The 15,329-nt window shown below is 65.8% G+C and carries 20 protein-coding genes; 5 read left to right on the top strand and 15 right to left on the bottom strand.

Features of this window, described 5'->3' with window-relative positions:
* Nucleotides 1-65: 65 nt before the first annotated feature.
* The 8 genes from K9B35_RS09140 to K9B35_RS09175 all read right to left on the bottom strand — a co-directional run bounded on the left by K9B35_RS09140 (nt 66) and on the right by K9B35_RS09175 (nt 5,626).
* Complete coding sequence (locus K9B35_RS09140) at nt 66-464, bottom strand: hypothetical protein (protein WP_224921518.1); 399 nt, start codon at nt 462-464, stop codon at nt 66-68.
* A 114-nt stretch (nt 465-578) separates the two neighbouring features.
* Nucleotides 579-1,094, bottom strand: coding sequence for a peptidoglycan-associated lipoprotein Pal (pal, locus tag K9B35_RS09145; protein ID WP_224921519.1), 516 nt, complete (start codon nt 1,092-1,094; stop codon nt 579-581).
* Between the two features lie 86 nt (nt 1,095-1,180).
* Nucleotides 1,181-2,554 (bottom strand): Tol-Pal system beta propeller repeat protein TolB, encoded by a 1,374-nt coding sequence (gene tolB / locus K9B35_RS09150; protein ID WP_224921520.1) that lies wholly within the window; start codon nt 2,552-2,554, stop codon nt 1,181-1,183.
* Nucleotides 2,555-3,370 (bottom strand): cell envelope biogenesis protein TolA, encoded by an 816-nt coding sequence (locus K9B35_RS09155; RefSeq protein ID WP_224921521.1) that lies wholly within the window; start codon nt 3,368-3,370, stop codon nt 2,555-2,557. It abuts the gene before it with no gap.
* On the bottom strand, nt 3,370-3,804 hold the full coding sequence (tolR, locus tag K9B35_RS09160; RefSeq protein ID WP_224921522.1) for a protein TolR: 435 nt from the start codon (nt 3,802-3,804) through the stop codon (nt 3,370-3,372). Before tolR ends, K9B35_RS09155 begins: the two co-directional genes overlap by 1 nt.
* Nucleotides 3,804-4,517 carry a protein TolQ gene (gene tolQ, locus K9B35_RS09165; protein ID WP_224921523.1) on the bottom strand — a complete coding sequence of 238 codons (714 nt, stop codon included), beginning with the start codon at nt 4,515-4,517 and terminating at the stop codon, nt 3,804-3,806. The genes tolR and tolQ overlap by 1 nt, the downstream gene beginning before the upstream one ends.
* Before the next feature lie 7 nt (nt 4,518-4,524).
* Nucleotides 4,525-4,992 carry a tol-pal system-associated acyl-CoA thioesterase gene (ybgC, locus tag K9B35_RS09170; RefSeq protein ID WP_263622444.1) on the bottom strand — a complete coding sequence of 156 codons (468 nt, stop codon included), beginning with the start codon at nt 4,990-4,992 and terminating at the stop codon, nt 4,525-4,527.
* 232 nt (nt 4,993-5,224) lie between these two features.
* A complete protein-coding gene (locus tag K9B35_RS09175; RefSeq protein ID WP_224921524.1) occupies nt 5,225-5,626 on the bottom strand; it encodes an EVE domain-containing protein in 402 nt (133 codons plus the stop codon).
* Nucleotides 5,627-5,803: 177 nt separating this feature from the next.
* Here K9B35_RS09175 and K9B35_RS09180 point away from each other — a divergent pair, with 177 nt between their 5' ends.
* Both K9B35_RS09180 and K9B35_RS09185 read left to right on the top strand, forming a co-directional pair.
* Nucleotides 5,804-6,172: a hypothetical protein gene (locus tag K9B35_RS09180; protein ID WP_224921525.1), complete on the top strand. Its 369-nt coding sequence runs from the start codon at nt 5,804-5,806 to the stop codon at nt 6,170-6,172.
* Between the two features lie 67 nt (nt 6,173-6,239).
* Nucleotides 6,240-6,524, top strand: a complete 285-nt coding sequence (locus K9B35_RS09185) for a DUF3297 family protein (RefSeq protein WP_224921526.1) — start codon at nt 6,240-6,242, stop codon at nt 6,522-6,524.
* 122 nt (nt 6,525-6,646) lie between these two features.
* On the opposite strand, the gene K9B35_RS09190 is transcribed toward K9B35_RS09185, so the two are convergent.
* The 3 genes from K9B35_RS09190 to K9B35_RS09200 form a co-directional block, all read right to left on the bottom strand.
* Nucleotides 6,647-7,393, bottom strand: coding sequence for an isocitrate lyase/phosphoenolpyruvate mutase family protein (locus tag K9B35_RS09190; protein ID WP_224921527.1), 747 nt, complete (start codon nt 7,391-7,393; stop codon nt 6,647-6,649).
* Nucleotides 7,394-7,601: 208 nt separating this feature from the next.
* Nucleotides 7,602-8,402 carry a LytR/AlgR family response regulator transcription factor gene (locus K9B35_RS09195; RefSeq protein ID WP_224921528.1) on the bottom strand — a complete coding sequence of 267 codons (801 nt, stop codon included), beginning with the start codon at nt 8,400-8,402 and terminating at the stop codon, nt 7,602-7,604.
* A 102-nt stretch (nt 8,403-8,504) separates the two neighbouring features.
* Complete coding sequence (locus K9B35_RS09200; RefSeq protein ID WP_224921529.1) at nt 8,505-9,602, bottom strand: sensor histidine kinase; 1,098 nt, start codon at nt 9,600-9,602, stop codon at nt 8,505-8,507.
* A 142-nt stretch (nt 9,603-9,744) separates the two neighbouring features.
* Between K9B35_RS09200 and K9B35_RS09205 the strand changes: the two genes are divergently transcribed.
* Nucleotides 9,745-10,170 (top strand): OsmC family protein, encoded by a 426-nt coding sequence (locus K9B35_RS09205; protein WP_224921530.1) that lies wholly within the window; start codon nt 9,745-9,747, stop codon nt 10,168-10,170.
* Between the two features lie 125 nt (nt 10,171-10,295).
* Here the strand turns inward: K9B35_RS09205 and gpmA are convergent, their stop codons facing one another.
* Nucleotides 10,296-10,982: a 2,3-diphosphoglycerate-dependent phosphoglycerate mutase gene (gpmA, locus tag K9B35_RS09210; protein ID WP_224921531.1), complete on the bottom strand. Its 687-nt coding sequence runs from the start codon at nt 10,980-10,982 to the stop codon at nt 10,296-10,298.
* Between the two features lie 68 nt (nt 10,983-11,050).
* Here gpmA and K9B35_RS09215 point away from each other — a divergent pair, with 68 nt between their 5' ends.
* A complete protein-coding gene (locus tag K9B35_RS09215) occupies nt 11,051-11,776 on the top strand; it encodes a dienelactone hydrolase family protein (RefSeq protein WP_224921532.1) in 726 nt (241 codons plus the stop codon).
* 142 nt (nt 11,777-11,918) lie between these two features.
* Here K9B35_RS09215 and K9B35_RS09220 read toward each other — a convergent pair whose 3' ends face one another.
* Genes K9B35_RS09220 through purB form a run of 3 tightly spaced genes read right to left on the bottom strand, consistent with a single transcriptional unit; the run spans nt 11,919 to nt 14,481 of the window.
* Entirely contained in the window at nt 11,919-12,521 is a 603-nt protein-coding gene (locus K9B35_RS09220; protein WP_224921533.1) for a DUF4126 domain-containing protein, read from the bottom strand.
* 16 nt (nt 12,522-12,537) lie between these two features.
* The gene (locus K9B35_RS09225) at nt 12,538-13,140 is read right to left on the bottom strand and encodes a hypothetical protein (protein WP_224921534.1); all 603 of its coding nucleotides are present in this window, start codon (nt 13,138-13,140) and stop codon (nt 12,538-12,540) included.
* A 27-nt stretch (nt 13,141-13,167) separates the two neighbouring features.
* The gene (gene purB / locus K9B35_RS09230; protein WP_224921535.1) at nt 13,168-14,481 is read right to left on the bottom strand and encodes an adenylosuccinate lyase; all 1,314 of its coding nucleotides are present in this window, start codon (nt 14,479-14,481) and stop codon (nt 13,168-13,170) included.
* Between the two features lie 296 nt (nt 14,482-14,777).
* On the opposite strand from purB, the gene K9B35_RS09235 reads away from it, so the two are divergent.
* Nucleotides 14,778-15,281: an EF-hand domain-containing protein gene (locus tag K9B35_RS09235; RefSeq protein WP_224921536.1), complete on the top strand. Its 504-nt coding sequence runs from the start codon at nt 14,778-14,780 to the stop codon at nt 15,279-15,281.
* Nucleotides 15,282-15,329: the final 48 nt, after the last annotated feature.

Raw genomic sequence — 15,329 nt, forward strand, 5'->3', positions numbered from 1 at the left:
CGCGCACGCGCACGCACACGCCGGCCGCCACAGGGGCGGCTGTTTGATCGATTAGGTTTCGGGGTTCAGGCGGAGAGCGGTGGAGCGCGGGCGCGATAGCGCGATGCCGGGCGCGTAGCCGGCGCGGCATCCGCGTGCATTGCGGCGACGGTCTGCGAGGGCGCGGCATGGGGAGGGGTGACTGCGGCGTGGTGCGCCGGGGTTGGCGGATCACCGTCGGGGCGATCCTGTGCCTTGAGCGCGCGGTGCGCCGCCGCCTTGATCGCGGCAGCCGGGTCGCGGAACTGGGCATTGACCGGGACCGGCGCGGTAAGCGCCGCCGCGCGCAGATCGGCGATGTCGAGCCGGGGTGCCTGCGGAAGTGCGGTGAGCGCATTGAACGCCAGCAACAGGCTCGCCAGCCACAGCCACACCCCGCGCGGCGCGCGAGTCGGGAATGGGCTGGAGGGAAGTTCGGGCGTCATGCTGCCGGTCGATATAGGGTGGATCGCGCGAGATGCCCGCGCAAACAAAAGGGGCGCGACCATCGCCGCACCCCTTCATTTCGGTAACTTGGACCGATCAGTTGATGACGCCAATCAATTGATGACGATGGTCACCGCACGGCGGTTTTGCGCCCAGCTGGCTTCGTCTGAACCCAGCGCGATCGGGCGCTCCTTGCCATAGCTGATCGTGGTAATGCGCGACGGCGACACGCCCCGCGCGGCCAAATAGTTCTTCGCCGCATTGGCACGACGGTCGCCCAGCGCGAGGTTGTATTCACGCGTGCCACGCTCGTCGGCATGACCCTCCAGCGTGATCCGCGTGTTCTGATATTGCGTCAGCCACTGTGCTTGGCTGTCCAGGATCTGCCGCGCACGCGCGTCGATGTCATACTGGTCGAGATCGAAGTTGATCGTGTCGCTGACCACATTCTGGCGGAAATGCTCGGCGCTACCGGGCTGTGCCACGCCGTCGCCGCCGGGTCCGGGACCAGGGCCGGGCTCGACCGGGCCGCCGGGGCCGGGGGGAAGGGTGTCCGGGCGCTTCTTCTGGCAACCGGCTACGGCGACGGCCATCGTCGCGATGATCAGGGCGGTTTTGAGCTTCGCCATTGGTCTTGTCTCCCTTGGCTTTCGTGAAAATCGATACCCCTGCGTAACGGACAGGGTGCGGGTGTGTTCCCCCAGGGTCAACCCTCTTACGGGCGCAGGGGTCCCCATGAGGGATCGGAACCGTCGAGTTGCGTCGGAATGCGGCGCGCATTGCTGCCGGTCAGGTCGACCGACCAGATGTCGGACTTGCCCGATGCGCCCTGCGCCCCGCGTGAGAACAGCAGCACGCGGCCATTGGGCGACCAGCTCGGCCCTTCATCACCCCATGCGTCGGTCAGCAATTTCTCGCCCCCGCCCGACGGGTTCATCACGCCGATGCGAAAACCGCCACCCATGCGGGTGAACGCGATCAGATCGCCGCGCGGGCTCCATGCCGGGGTCGCATAGCGCCCGCCGCCAAAGCTGATCCGCTGCTGGTTCGTGCCATCGGCGTTCATCACATACAGCTGCTGCGTGCCCGATCGATCGCTCTCGAACACGATCTTGCTGCCATCAGGCGAATAGCTGCCGCCGGTGTCGATGCCAGGCGCGGTGGTCAGCCGCTGGGGCGTGCCGCCATTGGCCGAAATGCGATAGATGTCGGCATTGCCCGCGGTGGACATGGTGAACAGGATCCACCGCCCATCCGGCGAGAAGCGCGGCGCGAAGGCCATGCTGACATTGGTGACGAGCAGCCGCTGCGTGCCGGCGGCAAGGTCATAGACATAGAGCGACGGCTTGTCGTTCTGGTAGCTCATATAGGCGATGCGCCGCTCGTCAGGCGAGAAGCGCGGGGTCAGCACGATCGACTGGCCATTGGTCAGAAAGCGGTGGTTTGCCCCATCCTGATCCATGATCGCCAGCCGCTTGATCCGGCGATTCTTCGGGCCGGTCTCGCTGACATAGATCACCCGGCTGTCGAAATACGGCCCTTCGCCGGTCAGGCGGGTGTAGATCGTGTCGGCGCATTTATGCGCGGCGCGGCGCCAGTCGGAGGGGCTGACGACAAAGCCTTCACGCGCCAGCTCACTGCCCAGCGCGACATCATAGAGGTAGCAGCCGACCGTCAGATTGCCGTCGCCATTGGCCCGCACGAACCCTTGCACCAGCGCCTGCGCAGTCGCACCGCGCCAGTAACCGAAATCGGGCGCGCTCACCTCACTGACCGGCACCGCGCGCACGCCGGTGGGGCCGAGCGGCTTGAACAGGCCGGAGTTGCGCAGATTGTCGGTGATGACCTGCGCGATCTGGCGGCCGAGCGCGTCGGTGCTGCCGGCCGGGGTGCTAACGACCTGCTGCGTCGGCATCGGCGGGATGATGATGGTCAGGTCTTGGGCGCTCTCGTCGGTCACGTCGATCGTCGGGAGCTCCTGAGCCTCACCCGCCGGAGCAGCGGGGGACGGTGCGGGCTGCTCTTGCGCGAAGGCGGGCGCGGCTAGCACAAGCGCGGCAGATGCGGCGAGGGTGGTGCGCAATTTCATTTACAGTCTCCTGTCGAAGGACAGTCGGAAGGCTTTCCAGCCGTCATAATATTCCTCGGGCAACCCTTCAAAGGGCGCGGCGAGCCGGATCGCGGCGAGGGCGCGTTCCTTGTGGAGTTCCTGCTGCGGTCGGTTGCTCGCGGTCAGGCCGGTCTGATCGACGACACGCGGCGTCCCGGCGAGCGATCCGTCGCGGTTCAGCCGCACTTCGACAATCGTGGCGAGCAAACTCACATCGGCGCCGGTCGGCGCGCGCCAATGCGGTTTTACCTGTCGCCGGATCAGGCCGAATACGGATGAGCGCACTGCGGCCCCCATCTGCGCCGCCTGCGGGCGTGTCGCCTTGCCCTTGCTCGCTTGGTCCGTCAGCCCGTCGGTGATGCCGGTGAGGCGACCGGTCGGTCGCACCGCCGCGCGCTCGGTTTTCGGCTGCGCCTTGGCCGGGGCCGGGTTCGACTTCTTCGCCTCCGCCTTCGGCTGTGGTCGCGGCGCCGGGGCAGGGGCGGCCTTGGCCGGGGTCGGGTCGGGCCTAGCCACCGGTTCGGGCTGAGTCTCCGGCACTGGCGGCGGCGAATCGGGTTCGGGCGGGGCGGGGACTTCGGCAAGCCGTTCGGCGGGCGCTTCGGTCTCGATCACCGGCGCTTCGCTGACCAGCCCGACCTCATCGGTCAGCGACACCTCGATCGGGGTCGGCTTGATCTCGAGCGGATCGACCTTGGGAAAGATGCTGAGCGACAACAGGGCGAACAGCGCGGCATGGGCGACAACCGCCACGCCGATGCCGATGCCTTCCCTGCGGTCGATCGCCACTACCATCAGTTCTTGCCCTCACCCGTGGTGACGAGCGACACCTTGTTCAGCCCCGCGCGGTTGAGCTCACCCATCACGCGCATGACCTTGCCATAGTCCAGCCGAGTGTCGGCGCGCAGGAACACCTGCGGCTTCTCCTCGCCACGCGCGCTTGCGATGTCGGCGAGCAGGCTCGGAAGCTGGTCATCAGCGACCTCGCTATCGTCGAGGAAGACGGTGCCGCGCTCGTCGATCGAAATCTGGATCGGCTTCTGGTCCTGCTCCAGCGGCTTGGCGCGGCTTTCGGGCAGGTTCACCGGCACGCCTGCAGTCAACAGCGGCGCGGTGACCATGAAGATGATCAGCAGCACCAGCATCACGTCGACCAGCGGCGTGACATTGATGTCCGCCATCGGCGCGCGCCGCCCCTTGCCGCGCGAAGAGGGGAGCTTCGCGCCCATCAGAGCAGCGGCTTGCCGCTCGCAGGCGCGCTGTCGAGCTGGCGGCTGAGGGTTGCGTGGAAGCCATCGGCGAAGCGGTTCAGCCGCGCTTCGACCTTGTCGATGCCATGGCTGAAGCGGTTATACGCGATCACGGCAGGGATGGCCGCGAACAGCCCGATCGCGGTGGCGAACAGCGCCTCGGCAATGCCCGGCGCGACCACCGCGAGCGACGTGCTCTGCGCGCCCGCAATCGCGGTAAAGCTGCGCATGATGCCGAGCACCGTGCCGAGCAGCCCGACGAACGGCGCGGTCGACCCGATCGTAGCGAGAATGTTGAGCCGGTCCGACAGCCGGTCGACCTCCAGCGCGACCGCCGCGCCCATCGTCGTCGCCAGCCGCTCGCGCGTGCCGTCCTTGTCGAGCGCGCGTCCGCCCGTGGAGCGCCGCCATTCGGTCACGCCGGCTGCAAACACGCGCGCGGTCGGGTGATCCTCGTCGCCATGCAGCTTGTAAAAGGCGTCGATATCGTCGGTCTTGCGATAATCGCCTTCGAACCGGTCGGCCGCCTTGCGCGCGGCGGCGATACGCCCGCGCAGCGACAGGATGATCGCCCATGTCCAGATGCTGGCAAGCACCAGCCCGATCATGATCGCCTTCACGTCCCATTCGGCCTGCATGAACAGGCCCAGATAGGAGGCACCATCGAATTTCAGATTCGCGAACCAGTCCATGTGTCGCTTAGTTTCCCTTCCAGACCAGCGGCACGAACGCTTCGACCCACTCCCGCGGTTGCCGCCGCGCGCGACCCGCCGGGGTCACGAACGCCGCTTCCACATCCGCCTGGGTCAGCAATTCCCCGTTCCGCATGACTCGTTGCTGAATATCCACCGCCGCCGCCCGCACGCGCAGGACCCGGCTGACGACCACCAACGCATCGTCGAGCCGTGCGGGTGCGACATAGCGGATGGCGATGTTGCGCACGACATAAACGCCTTCACCCGCCTCATGCGCCGCCCGCTGATCGATCCCGGCACAGCGCAGCATATCCGATCGCGCGCGTTCCATGAACCGCAGGTAATTGGCGTGATACACCACCCCCGACAGGTCAGTGTCCTCAAAATAGACACGCACCGGGAAGACATGCTCGATGCCGTCGAAACGGCCCGACGCCGGGGGAAGGTCGAATTCGCTCACCGCACCGCCCATAGCGGCGGGGGGAATCGAAGTTCAACTGTCACGGGCAGGATGGGGCGCACGCGCGATGAACGGAGCGCGCGGCGGTGTTCCGGATCCTCAATCCTCCCCCGCCAGGGGGAGGTGGCATGCGAAGCATGACGGAGGGGGCAGAAGGGTATCGGCAAGAGGTTCGAGGGCGCAGCCGTCCTCCCCCTCCGTCGCCATACGGCGACACCTCCCCTCGCAGGGGAGGATCAGATCATCACCCCTTCGCCATCTCCAGCACCACGTCCCATTCCGCCGCGCTGACTTTCCCCACTGACAGCCGCGAATACTTGACCAGCTCCATCGCCTCCAGCCGGGGTTCGGCCTTCACCTGCTTGAGCGTCACCGGGTTGGGCAGCGGTTCGACCGGCTTCATCTCGACCGACACCCAATGCTTGCCCTCGCCATCGGGCTTCGCCTCGCGGCTGACTTCCATGATGCCGACGATCTGCAGCCCGATATTGCTGTGATAGAAAAATGCGCGGTCGCCGACCTTCATCGCGCGCAAATTCCCCGCAGCGGTGTGGTTGCGCACGCCGTCCCATTCGGTGCTGCCGTCGCGCACCAGATCGTCCCAGCTGAACACATCGGGTTCGGATTTCATCAGCCACAGGGCCATCACGCGATCTCCTTCTGCCGCCCCCATCGCGTTCCTCCACCCAAACCGCAAGTGCCAGCTAAACGCCAAGTGAATGCGCGATTCCGCAGCCGTTCAGGCCGACTCGCCCAAAAAGGCATCCAGACGGACCTCAACGCGTTGAGACGTCGGAATGTGCAGATGCACGAGGAGGACGACATGAAGACGATGATCACCAAGGCGGTGCTCGGTCTCACCCTCGGCGCCACCGCGCTCACCGCGGCCGCGCCGGCAGAGGCCCAGCGGTATCGCCATCGCGACCGAGACAACACCGGCACCGCCATTGCCGCCGGCATCGCCGGTGTCGTGATCGGCGCCGCGATCGCCGGATCGAGCCGCGACCGCTATGACGATCGTGGCTATCGCGGCTATGACCGGTACGACGGCTATTACCGTCAGCGCGGCTATTACCCGCGTCAGAGCTATCACTATCGCGATTATGAGCGCCGCAACTGGCGCGGCTGCACCATCCGCCGCGTGTACGATCCCTATCTCGGGCACCGCGTGAAGGTGCGCTACTGCCGCTAATCGGGACGGCGCGATAACATCGGCGGCGCGGGTTTATTCCCGCGCCGCTTTTGTTTAGAGGCGCGGCATGAGCGACACTCCTCCCGACCGCCTCTCGGTCAATCCAAAGAGCCCCTTTTTCGACCAGGCGCTGCTCCAGCGCGGCATCGGCATCCGCTTCAAGGGCGTCGAGCGCCGCGATGTCGAGGAATATTGCGTCTCGGAAAACTGGATCCGCGTGCAGGTCGGCAAGACCATGGACCGCAAGGGCAACCCCCTGACGATCAAGCTCGCCGGCCAGGTTGAGGCGTGGTTCGAATCGTCCGCTGCTGGCGAGGGCGACGCTGAGGCCGATCCCGAGGCGGAAGCCTAAAGCCTTTCGTCACCCCGGCCTTGTGCCGGGGTCCACGGCTCCCCGCATCCTGCGCTCGAGCCTCGTGCTTCGCGCCCACCTCCCGGTTGACCCTGCGCGAGGCTGGGGGACGTGAGCGCGACTTAGCCCAGCAACCCCCGCGCCGCATCCTCCACCGCCTGCATCGCCGCGCGATACGGGAACGGCCCATGGCTGATCCGCGCCACACCCGCCGCAGCCACTGCGGCAGCATCCGGCGCGCCGGGAAACGCCATGAAATTCACCGGCAGCGGCGATTCGCGACCCACGCGCGCCAGCAGGTCGAGATCGGCCAGCCCGGGCACAAAGAACCCGCTCGCCCCCGCCGCCGCATAGGCATGCGCGCGGGCGATCGCAGCATCGACCTTCGCCGCGTCATGCGTGTCGGGTGCTGCCTGCAGGAAGATGTCAGTGCGGGCGTTAATAAAAAACGCAGGGCCAGTCGCAGCGCGAATCGCGGCGATGCGCGCGGCCTGCACCTCCGGCGCATGCATCCCCGACCCGCCGACCACCTGATCCTCGAAGTTGCACCCGATCGCCCCGGTCGCCGCAAGCAGCGCGACGTTTGACGCCAGCGCATCGGGCGCGACGGCATAGCCACCCTCGAAATCGATCGACACCGGCAGGTCTACCGCGCCGACGATCCGTGCCGCGTTGCCCAACGCCAGGTCGAGCGGCAGCGCCTCGGCGTCGCTATACCCGTTCGCCGCCGCGACCGACGCGCTGCCGGTCGCAATCGCCTTCGCCCCAGCTGCCGCAACCGCCCTGGCCGAACCCGCGTCCCACACATTGACCAGCACCAGCGGCGCGCCCGGTACGTGCAACGCGGCGAATTCAGCGAATCGGCTCATGAACATCCTCTCTCGTTCCGCCCTTGATAAGGGTGGAACGAAAGTGGAACAATCCATTTCTCGCGGCTATCAATCCTCCCCCGCCAGGGGGAGGTGTCAGCGCAGCTGACGGAGGGGGAGGAAGCACGCCGCTCGAGAGGGCACAGCCGTCCTCCCCCTCCGTCGCCTTCGGCGCCACCTCCCCCTGGCGGGGGAGGATTTCAGGTGGTCAGTGAACGAACCGCGCTACCACGTCGCGATAGCTGCGGCTCACCTTCACCTGCGAGCCCGAATCGAGCACCAGGAAACACTCGCCATTGGTGTGCGGCTTGACCTGCTTGACCTGGTCGAGGTTGACGATGGTCGAGCGGTGGACGCGCTGGAACCGGCGCGGGTCGAGCCGCTTTTCCAGATCCTTCATCGTCTCGCGCAGCACCAGCGTGTTGTCGGCGGTCTTGATGCACATATAATCGCCAGCGGCCTCGACCACCTCGATCGTGTCGACATCGACGCGGAAAATCTGGCCGCGATCCTTGATATTGATCAGCTTCTCATAGCGGCTCGCCGACACGTCGCCATCGCTGGCGGCCAACTCCTCAGCCGCTTCGGGCGCGACCTCGGCCAGCACTTCCTTGAGCTTCTCGACCTCTTCAACGCCGCGCTTTTCGGTCAGCCGCTGGCGCACGCGCTCCAGCGTGTCGGCAAGGCGCGCCTCGTCGACCGGCTTCATCAGATAATCCATCGCATTCGCCTCGAACGCGCGGATCGCATGGTCGGAATAGGCGGTGACGAACACGAACAGCGGCGGTTCGACCTCCATCATCCCCTGCACGACCGAAAACCCGTCAAATCCGGGCATCTGGATGTCGAGGAACACCAGATCGGGCTTGTGCGTCTTGATCGACCGAATCGCCTCGCGGCCGTTCTGGCATTTGTCGATGATCTCGACATCCTCATGCGCGGCGAGGCGCAGTTCGAGGCCCTGGATGGCCAGGGGTTCGTCATCGACCAGGATGGTGCGGATCGTCATATCTCTCTCTACTCATAAACGCGTCGTTCCGATGCCCCCGGTCCGACGCCCCACAACCCCTGCCTTTGATCCTTCAACAATATGATTACGGTCCGGTTCCGATCACGCCGCTTCCTTGGCGGGCTCCTCGAACTGGAACGGAATTTCGATCTCAACGCGGAAACCGCCGCCGGGGTCCGAATGCGTCGAAAAGCGATGCTCCGCCCCGAACGCCTGCGCCAGCCGTTCGCGTATATTGGTGAGGCCAACCCCCGTGGACAGGCTTGGCCGGTTCTTGCCTTCGATCAATCCCGGACCTGTGTCGGATACGGTGATCTGCACCCGCTCGCCGGTGAGTCGAGCCGCGACACGAATTTCGGCGCCTTCTTCCTGCGGCGTGACGGCATATTTGATCGCATTCTCGACCAGCGGCTGCAGCAGCAACGAGGGCAGGCGCGCCTTCGCCGTGCGCGGGTCGATATCGAATTCGGGCTTCAACCGCGCATCGAACCGCATCTTCTCGATCTCGAGATACAGTTTCAGCGTCTCCACCTCCTGCGCCAGCGTCACATGCGCAGTCGGCTCATTGGCCAGCGTGTAGCGCAGGAAATTCGCCAGCCGCGCCAGCATCGCATTCGCCCGGTCGGTCTGCTTGAGCAGCACTAGCGTCGAAATCGAATTGAGCGTGTTGAACAGGAAATGCGGGTTTAGCTGATAACGCAGCATCGCCAGCTGCGCCGAACTCGCCTGACTCTCCAGCACCTGCATCCGGTCGATCTGATCCTCGACGATCAGATAGAAGTTGATCCCGAAATACAGCGCCGACCACCCCGCGAGCACGGTGAAGTTGAGGAACAGGCTGCCCAGAATCAGCGGCAGCTCGATCCCCGGATCGCCACGCATCACCGAAACCGTCAGCGCGTTGAGCACGGCATAGACCAACGTCGCCGCCGCCAGCGTCGCGATCGAGGCAAGGATGCCGGTGATGCGCGGGACTCGCCGATAATAGCCATACAGCGCCGACAGCAGCAGCGTTAGGCAATATCCGACGATCGCCTCGATCGTCACGCGGATCAGATCCTCGAAGCTGAATGTCCGGTTCGAGAAGTTGGAAACCGCACGCAGCAACAGGTAGCCGCCCCAGCCCGCGCCCTGCAGCATCCAGAACGCACGGCTCTTCTGTTCGAAAAAGGGGCGGGAGAAGATGGTGGGGTTGGTCATCGTGTTGGCGGCTTCTCTACATCGCACGTCGCCCGGTGGGAAGAATGCCGGAACACGCCCGTCACGATATCGTTGCACTGCTGGTTCACATGCAAACCGGTGTCCCGCATCCGGGCCCTGGTCCACCACAGGAGAAACGCTGATGACGACCCGCACCGCTACCGCCCGCTATTCCGGCTTCGGCAAGGAAGGGAAGGGCGCGATCACGACCCAGTCCGGCGTGCTCACCGACCAGTTTTACGGCTTCAACACGCGGTTCGAGGATGAACCGGGCACCAATCCCGAGGAGCTGATCGCCGCCGCCCATGCCGGCTGCTTCACCATGGCGCTCAGCTTCGCGCTGGCCAAGGCAGGCTTCAGCGAAGGCACGCTCGAGACCAAGGCTGCGATCAAGCTGGAGCAGAAGGATGGCGGCTTCACCATCACCCGCTCCGACCTGACGCTGGAGGCCACCGTACCCGGCATCGACCCCGACCAGTTCGCCGACCTCGCCGACGAAGCGAAGAAGAACTGCCCGGTGTCCAAGCTGATGACCGCCGAAGTCAGCCTGGCGCACAAGCTGAACTGATTACCATCGTCACCCCGGCCTTGTGCCGGGGGCCACTGTGCGGCGTGCGCGAAGCAAGAGGCTCTAGCGCCGCGCTTGCGTCTCGGTGGACCCCGGAACAAGTCCGGGGTGACGATTTTTTCGTTTCACCGCTCGCTCAAATAATACCGATCCGTCGCCGTCAGATCATCCGCCAGCTCATACACGATCGGCTGCCCCGTCGGAATCTCCAGCGATGCAATATCCGCATCCGAAATCCCCGACAGATGCTTGACCAGCGCACGCAGCGAATTGCCGTGCGCGGCGATCAGCACGCGCTTGCCCGCACGCAGGTCCGGCGCGATCCGCTCTTCCCAATAGGGCAGCACCCGCGCGATCGTGTCCTTCAGGCTCTCGGTCTGCGGGATCGGGATACCCTTGTACCGCAGGTCCTTGGCGAGATCCCATGGCGACCCTTCCTCGGGCAGCGGGGGCGGAATGTCGAAGCTGCGGCGCCAGATCTTGACCTGATCGTCGCCGTGCAGCGCCGCGGTCTCCGCCTTGTCGAGCCCGGTCAGCCCGCCATAGTGGCGCTCGTTGAGCTTCCAGCTCTTCTCGGTCGGCAGCCACAGCCGCCCCATCGCCTCCAGCGCCAGGTTGAGCGTCTTGATCGCCCGGCTCTGAAAGCTGGTATAGGTCATGTCGAAGTCGAGACCCTTGTCGCGCATCAGCTCGCCGGCCGCCCAGGCTTCCTTGACGCCCTGTTCGGTCAGATCGACGTCCCACCATCCGGTGAAACGGTTTTCCAGATTCCAGGACGACTGGCCGTGGCGGATCAGGACGAGCGTGGGCATGGGACCTCCTTGCAGGACTTTGTCCGCGTCCTTAGCGGATAGGGCTGACAGGGCAACGGAGGATGGCCATGGCAATCGAAAGACAGACCATCATCTATGACGGCCCCGGCGGCCCGTTCGAGGGCGTCGCCGCGTTCGACAGCACCGCGCCCGGCCCGCGTCCCGGCGTGCTGATCGTCCCCAATGTGTTGGGCGAAAAGGAACAGGATCGCGTCACCGCCGAACGGATCGCGGCGCTCGGCTATGTCGCGCTCGTCGCCGACCTCTATGGCGAGGGCAAGCGCACCACCCGCGAATCGCCCGATCCGGCGGTCTACATGAACGCGCTCAACGCCGATCGCCCGCTGCTGCGCGACCGCCTGCTCGCCAGCCTCGCCGCGCTCCACGCGCTGCCCCAGGTCGACGCGGCCCGGACCGCCGCGATCGGCTATTGCTTCGGCGGCAAGTCGGTCATCGACCTCGCCCGCGCGGACGGCGGCGTGCGCGGCGTCGTCGCTTTCCACGGCATCTTCGACCTGCCCGGCTATGATTACCCGACGCCGATCCGGGCAAAGCTGCTGATCTGCCACGGCTGGGACGACCCACTCGCCCCGCCCGCGGCAGTGACCGCGCTCGCCGCCGAGCTGACCGCAGCGGGGGCGGACTGGCAGCTGCACGGATATGGCGGGGCAGGGCACGGCTTCACCGACCCGAGCCAGAAAGGCTCAACCCGCCCCGGTTTCGGCTATAACGCCACCGCCGACCGTCGCAGCTGGGCGGCGATGACGGCGTTTTTGGAAGAGGTGTTCGACTGACCAATCATCCTCCCCCGCAAGGGGGAGGTGTCAGCGCAGCTGACGGAGGGGGAGGAAGGGTATCGGCCTGAGCCGAGAGGACACAGCCATCCGCCCCCTCCGTCGCCTCCGGCGCCACCTCCCCCTTGCGGGGGAGGATAATTCAGCTCGACGCGGCGCGCGCTTTCCGCCCGACCAGCCTCCGCAACACTCGCCGCAGCAGCACCAGCGTCACCACCGTCGCGCACACGATCAGCACCGCAATCACCACGGCCGCCACCGGATTGGCCAGCGCAAGGAACAGCAGCCCGCCGGTCAGGATATCCTCGCCGGTCGAGACGACGACGTTGCTCACCGGCTCGGGACTGACATTCACCGCAGCCCGCGCGCCAGCCTTCGCGCCGTGCGTCAGTAACGCGCCGCCGCCGCCGAGCAGCAGCGCCGCGATCTGCCATGCCGGATCGGTCGGATCGACGATGGCGAGCGCGAGCAGCGCGCCGCCGATCGGGCGGATCGCGGTGTGGATCGTGTCCCACACCGAATCGACCCACATCACCTTGTCCGCGAAGAACTCCGCAACCGCGCCCACTCCCGCGATGCCGATCAGCCACGGGTTGGCGAGGACGTCGAGTGCCTTGAGCTGGTGCGGCAATTCGACCCAGCCGGTCTGCATCGCCAGCCCGACCGCGAAGACGCAGAGATACAGCCGCCAGCCCGCGAGCAGGCTGACCGACGCCGCCAGCCCGATGATCTCGACTGCCCCCATCGCAGCGCGTCCGGCGTCAGGCCGGCGGAGTCTTGGGCTTCGCGGCGCGGGGTGCGCGCGGCTTGGCGGGCGCTTTCGCGGCGGCAGGCTTCTTGGCAGCGGCCGGCTTGGCGGCGGTCGGTTTCTTCACCGTCGCCGCTTTCTTCGGCGCAGCGGGCTTCTTCGCCGGTGCAGGCGCCGCCTCCGCGACCGGGGCCGCCGGAGCCTCCGGCGCCTTCTCCCCCGTCAGCTTCGCCGTAATCTTCTCCGCCGCGCGCGCCGCGATCAGGCTGGCGAGCGAGGATGCCGTCTTCGCGAAATCGTCCATCCCCGAAGACTTCGGCGCATCCGCCGCAGCAGGAGCAGGGGCCGCAGCCGCCTGCGCATCCGCCGCCTTTTTCCGCACATTGCCAGCCAGCGCGACCAGTCCGGCCGCGACGATGTCGGCGACCAGCGGATGCTTGGTCAGCTCGAGCAGCTTGGCGCCCTGCTCACGCAGCTCCTTGGGCAGTTCGATCCCGGCGACGGTCTTGGGCAGCTTGGCTGCCTTGCCCGTCTTCGGCGCCTTGGCGGCCTTGCTCTTCTTCGCCTTCGTCGCGTCCTTCGCCTTGGCCATCTTCACGCCTCCATGGTGTGTCATTCGACTGACACACCCGGAGGCGTGCCGTCAATCCGCGAATACCCGTTCGAAAATGGTATCGACCGACTTGAAATGATAGTCGAGGTCGAACTTCTCCTCGATCTGCTGCGGCGACAGTGCGGCGGTAACCTCTTCATCACCCTTGAGCAGTTCGAGCAGCGACAGCTCGCCGTCGCTTTCCCACACCTTCATCGCGTTGCGCTGGACCAGCCGATAGCTGTCCTCGCGGCTCACTCCCGCCTGGGTCAGCGCGAGCAGCACGCGCTGCGAGTGGACGAGCCCGCCCATGCGATCGAGATTCTTCTGCATCCGCGCCGGGTACACCAGAAGCTTGTCGATCACCCCGGTCAGCCGCGCGAGCGCGAAGTCCAGCGTGATCGTCGCGTCCGGGCCGATATAGCGCTCGACCGACGAGTGGCTGATGTCGCGCTCGTGCCACAAGGCGACATTTTCCATCGCCGGGATCACCGCTGCGCGGACCATGCGGGCGAGGCCGGTGAGGTTTTCGGTCAGCACCGGGTTGCGCTTGTGCGGCATCGCCGACGAACCCTTCTGCCCCGGCGAGAAATATTCCTCCGCCTCCAGCACTTCCGTGCGCTGCAGATGGCGCACCTCGACCGCGAGTCGCTCGATCGAGCTGGCGATGACACCCAGCGTCGCAAAGAACATCGCATGGCGGTCGCGCGGGATCACCTGCGTGGACACCGGTTCGACCGCGAGACCGAGCTTGTCGGCGACATGCTGCTCGACGCGCGGATCGATATTGGCAAAGGTGCCGACCGCGCCCGAAATCGCACAGGTCGCAATGTCCGCCCGCGCGGCGATCAGCCGCGCCTTGCAGCGCTTGAACTCGGCATAGGCTTCGGCAAGCTTCAGCCCGAACGTCACCGGCTCGGCATGAATGCCATGGCTGCGCCCGATCGTCGGGGTCAACTTGTGCTCATAGGCGCGACGCTTGAGCACCGCGAGCAACTGGTCGAGATCGTCCAGCAGGATGTCCGACGCACGCGTCAGCTGCACCGCGAGGCAGGTGTCGAGCACGTCGCTCGACGTCATCCCCTGATGCATGAAGCGCGCTTCGTCGCCGATATTCTCCGCGACCCAGGTCAGGAACGCGATCACGTCATGCTTGGTCACCGCCTCGATCGCGTCGATCGCGGCGACGTCGATGGTCGGGTTGGTCGCCCACCAGTCCCACAGCGCCTTCGCCGCCGATTCGGGCACCACGCCCAGCTCGCCCAGCTTCTCCGTCGCGTGCGCCTCGATCTCGAACCAGATGCCAAAGCGGGTTTCGGGCGACCAGATCGCGGTCATGGCGGGGCGGGAATAGCGGGGGACCATAGAGAAGCCTTTCGTGGGACGCGGCGCCCCTAGCAAAGCCCCGGCGGCGCGGCAAACCCGGCTACGCGGCGCTGTTCCACTCGTTTCGTCGCACTAACGGCACCGAACAGGGGTGAAATGATGAACTTTGCCGACAAGTCGATTGTCTAAGAATTTTATCAGGGAACGTGATAAATATACAACGCGTTCAATCATCACACGCATCGAATGAAGTGGTTCGCTGCATTAGTAGTTTTACTCGAGATGATTGGAGAATGATTATGTTGAAATCTATCCTTCTCGCCAGCGCTGTTGCAATGTCTGCTCCTGCACTTGCGCAGGACATGCCGGGACAGCAGACCCCGCCGGCACAGGAGCAGCCGGCTCCGACTGAAAGCACTGAACCGGTGCCGCAGGAAGTGCCCGCACCCGCGCCGCAGCCGGATACTCAGCCGATGCCGGAAGCAACCCCGACCCCGGCTCCGACCCCCACACCCACGCCGACTCCTGAGCCGCAGGCCATGGAGCAGGCGCAGGCCACCCAGCCCGCGCAGCAGCCCGCAAATGCGGTCCAGATCGCGCAGATCGTCGATCAGGGCTTCCCGACTTATGACGCGGACGCCGATGGCAGCCTGAAGCAGGAGGAGTTCGGCGCGTGGATGGTCGCACTGCGTTCGGCGAGCGAACCCGCCTTCACCGGCGAATCGACGGCTGATCAGGAGTGGATCGCCAAGGCACTCGCCTCGGCGGACGGCGACAAGTCGGGCGGCGTGAGCAAGGACGAGCTCAAGACTTTCCTGACGCCCGCTGCGGCTTCGTAAACAAGGTCTCCCCGGACGGGCGTTCCGCATCACGCCCGTCCCCCGGCC

The organism is Sphingomonas sp. R647 (genome assembly GCF_020177055.1).
Classification (GTDB): Bacteria; Pseudomonadota; Alphaproteobacteria; order Sphingomonadales; family Sphingomonadaceae; genus Sphingomonas.

Coding starts and splice junctions, on each gene's coding strand:
- K9B35_RS09220 (WP_224921533.1), bottom strand. CDS start 12,521: ATGGGGGCAGTCGAGATCATCGGGCTGGCGGCGTCGGTCAGCCTGCTC.
- K9B35_RS09205 (WP_224921530.1), top strand. CDS start 9,745: ATGACGACCCGCACCGCTACCGCCCGCTATTCCGGCTTCGGCAAGGAA.
- K9B35_RS09180 (WP_224921525.1), top strand. CDS start 5,804: ATGAAGACGATGATCACCAAGGCGGTGCTCGGTCTCACCCTCGGCGCC.
- K9B35_RS09185 (WP_224921526.1), top strand. CDS start 6,240: ATGAGCGACACTCCTCCCGACCGCCTCTCGGTCAATCCAAAGAGCCCC.
- K9B35_RS09215 (WP_224921532.1), top strand. CDS start 11,051: ATGGCAATCGAAAGACAGACCATCATCTATGACGGCCCCGGCGGCCCG.
- tolB (WP_224921520.1), bottom strand. CDS start 2,554: ATGAAATTGCGCACCACCCTCGCCGCATCTGCCGCGCTTGTGCTAGCC.
- gpmA (WP_224921531.1), bottom strand. CDS start 10,982: ATGCCCACGCTCGTCCTGATCCGCCACGGCCAGTCGTCCTGGAATCTG.
- K9B35_RS09225 (WP_224921534.1), bottom strand. CDS start 13,140: ATGACACACCATGGAGGCGTGAAGATGGCCAAGGCGAAGGACGCGACG.
- K9B35_RS09155 (WP_224921521.1), bottom strand. CDS start 3,370: ATGGTAGTGGCGATCGACCGCAGGGAAGGCATCGGCATCGGCGTGGCG.
- K9B35_RS09175 (WP_224921524.1), bottom strand. CDS start 5,626: ATGGCCCTGTGGCTGATGAAATCCGAACCCGATGTGTTCAGCTGGGAC.
- pal (WP_224921519.1), bottom strand. CDS start 1,094: ATGGCGAAGCTCAAAACCGCCCTGATCATCGCGACGATGGCCGTCGCC.
- K9B35_RS09195 (WP_224921528.1), bottom strand. CDS start 8,402: ATGACGATCCGCACCATCCTGGTCGATGACGAACCCCTGGCCATCCAG.
- purB (WP_224921535.1), bottom strand. CDS start 14,481: ATGGTCCCCCGCTATTCCCGCCCCGCCATGACCGCGATCTGGTCGCCC.
- K9B35_RS09235 (WP_224921536.1), top strand. CDS start 14,778: ATGTCTGCTCCTGCACTTGCGCAGGACATGCCGGGACAGCAGACCCCG.
- tolR (WP_224921522.1), bottom strand. CDS start 3,804: ATGGGCGCGAAGCTCCCCTCTTCGCGCGGCAAGGGGCGGCGCGCGCCG.
- K9B35_RS09190 (WP_224921527.1), bottom strand. CDS start 7,393: ATGAGCCGATTCGCTGAATTCGCCGCGTTGCACGTACCGGGCGCGCCG.
- K9B35_RS09140 (WP_224921518.1), bottom strand. CDS start 464: ATGACGCCCGAACTTCCCTCCAGCCCATTCCCGACTCGCGCGCCGCGC.
- K9B35_RS09200 (WP_224921529.1), bottom strand. CDS start 9,602: ATGACCAACCCCACCATCTTCTCCCGCCCCTTTTTCGAACAGAAGAGC.
- ybgC (WP_263622444.1), bottom strand. CDS start 4,992: ATGGGCGGTGCGGTGAGCGAATTCGACCTTCCCCCGGCGTCGGGCCGT.
- tolQ (WP_224921523.1), bottom strand. CDS start 4,517: ATGGACTGGTTCGCGAATCTGAAATTCGATGGTGCCTCCTATCTGGGC.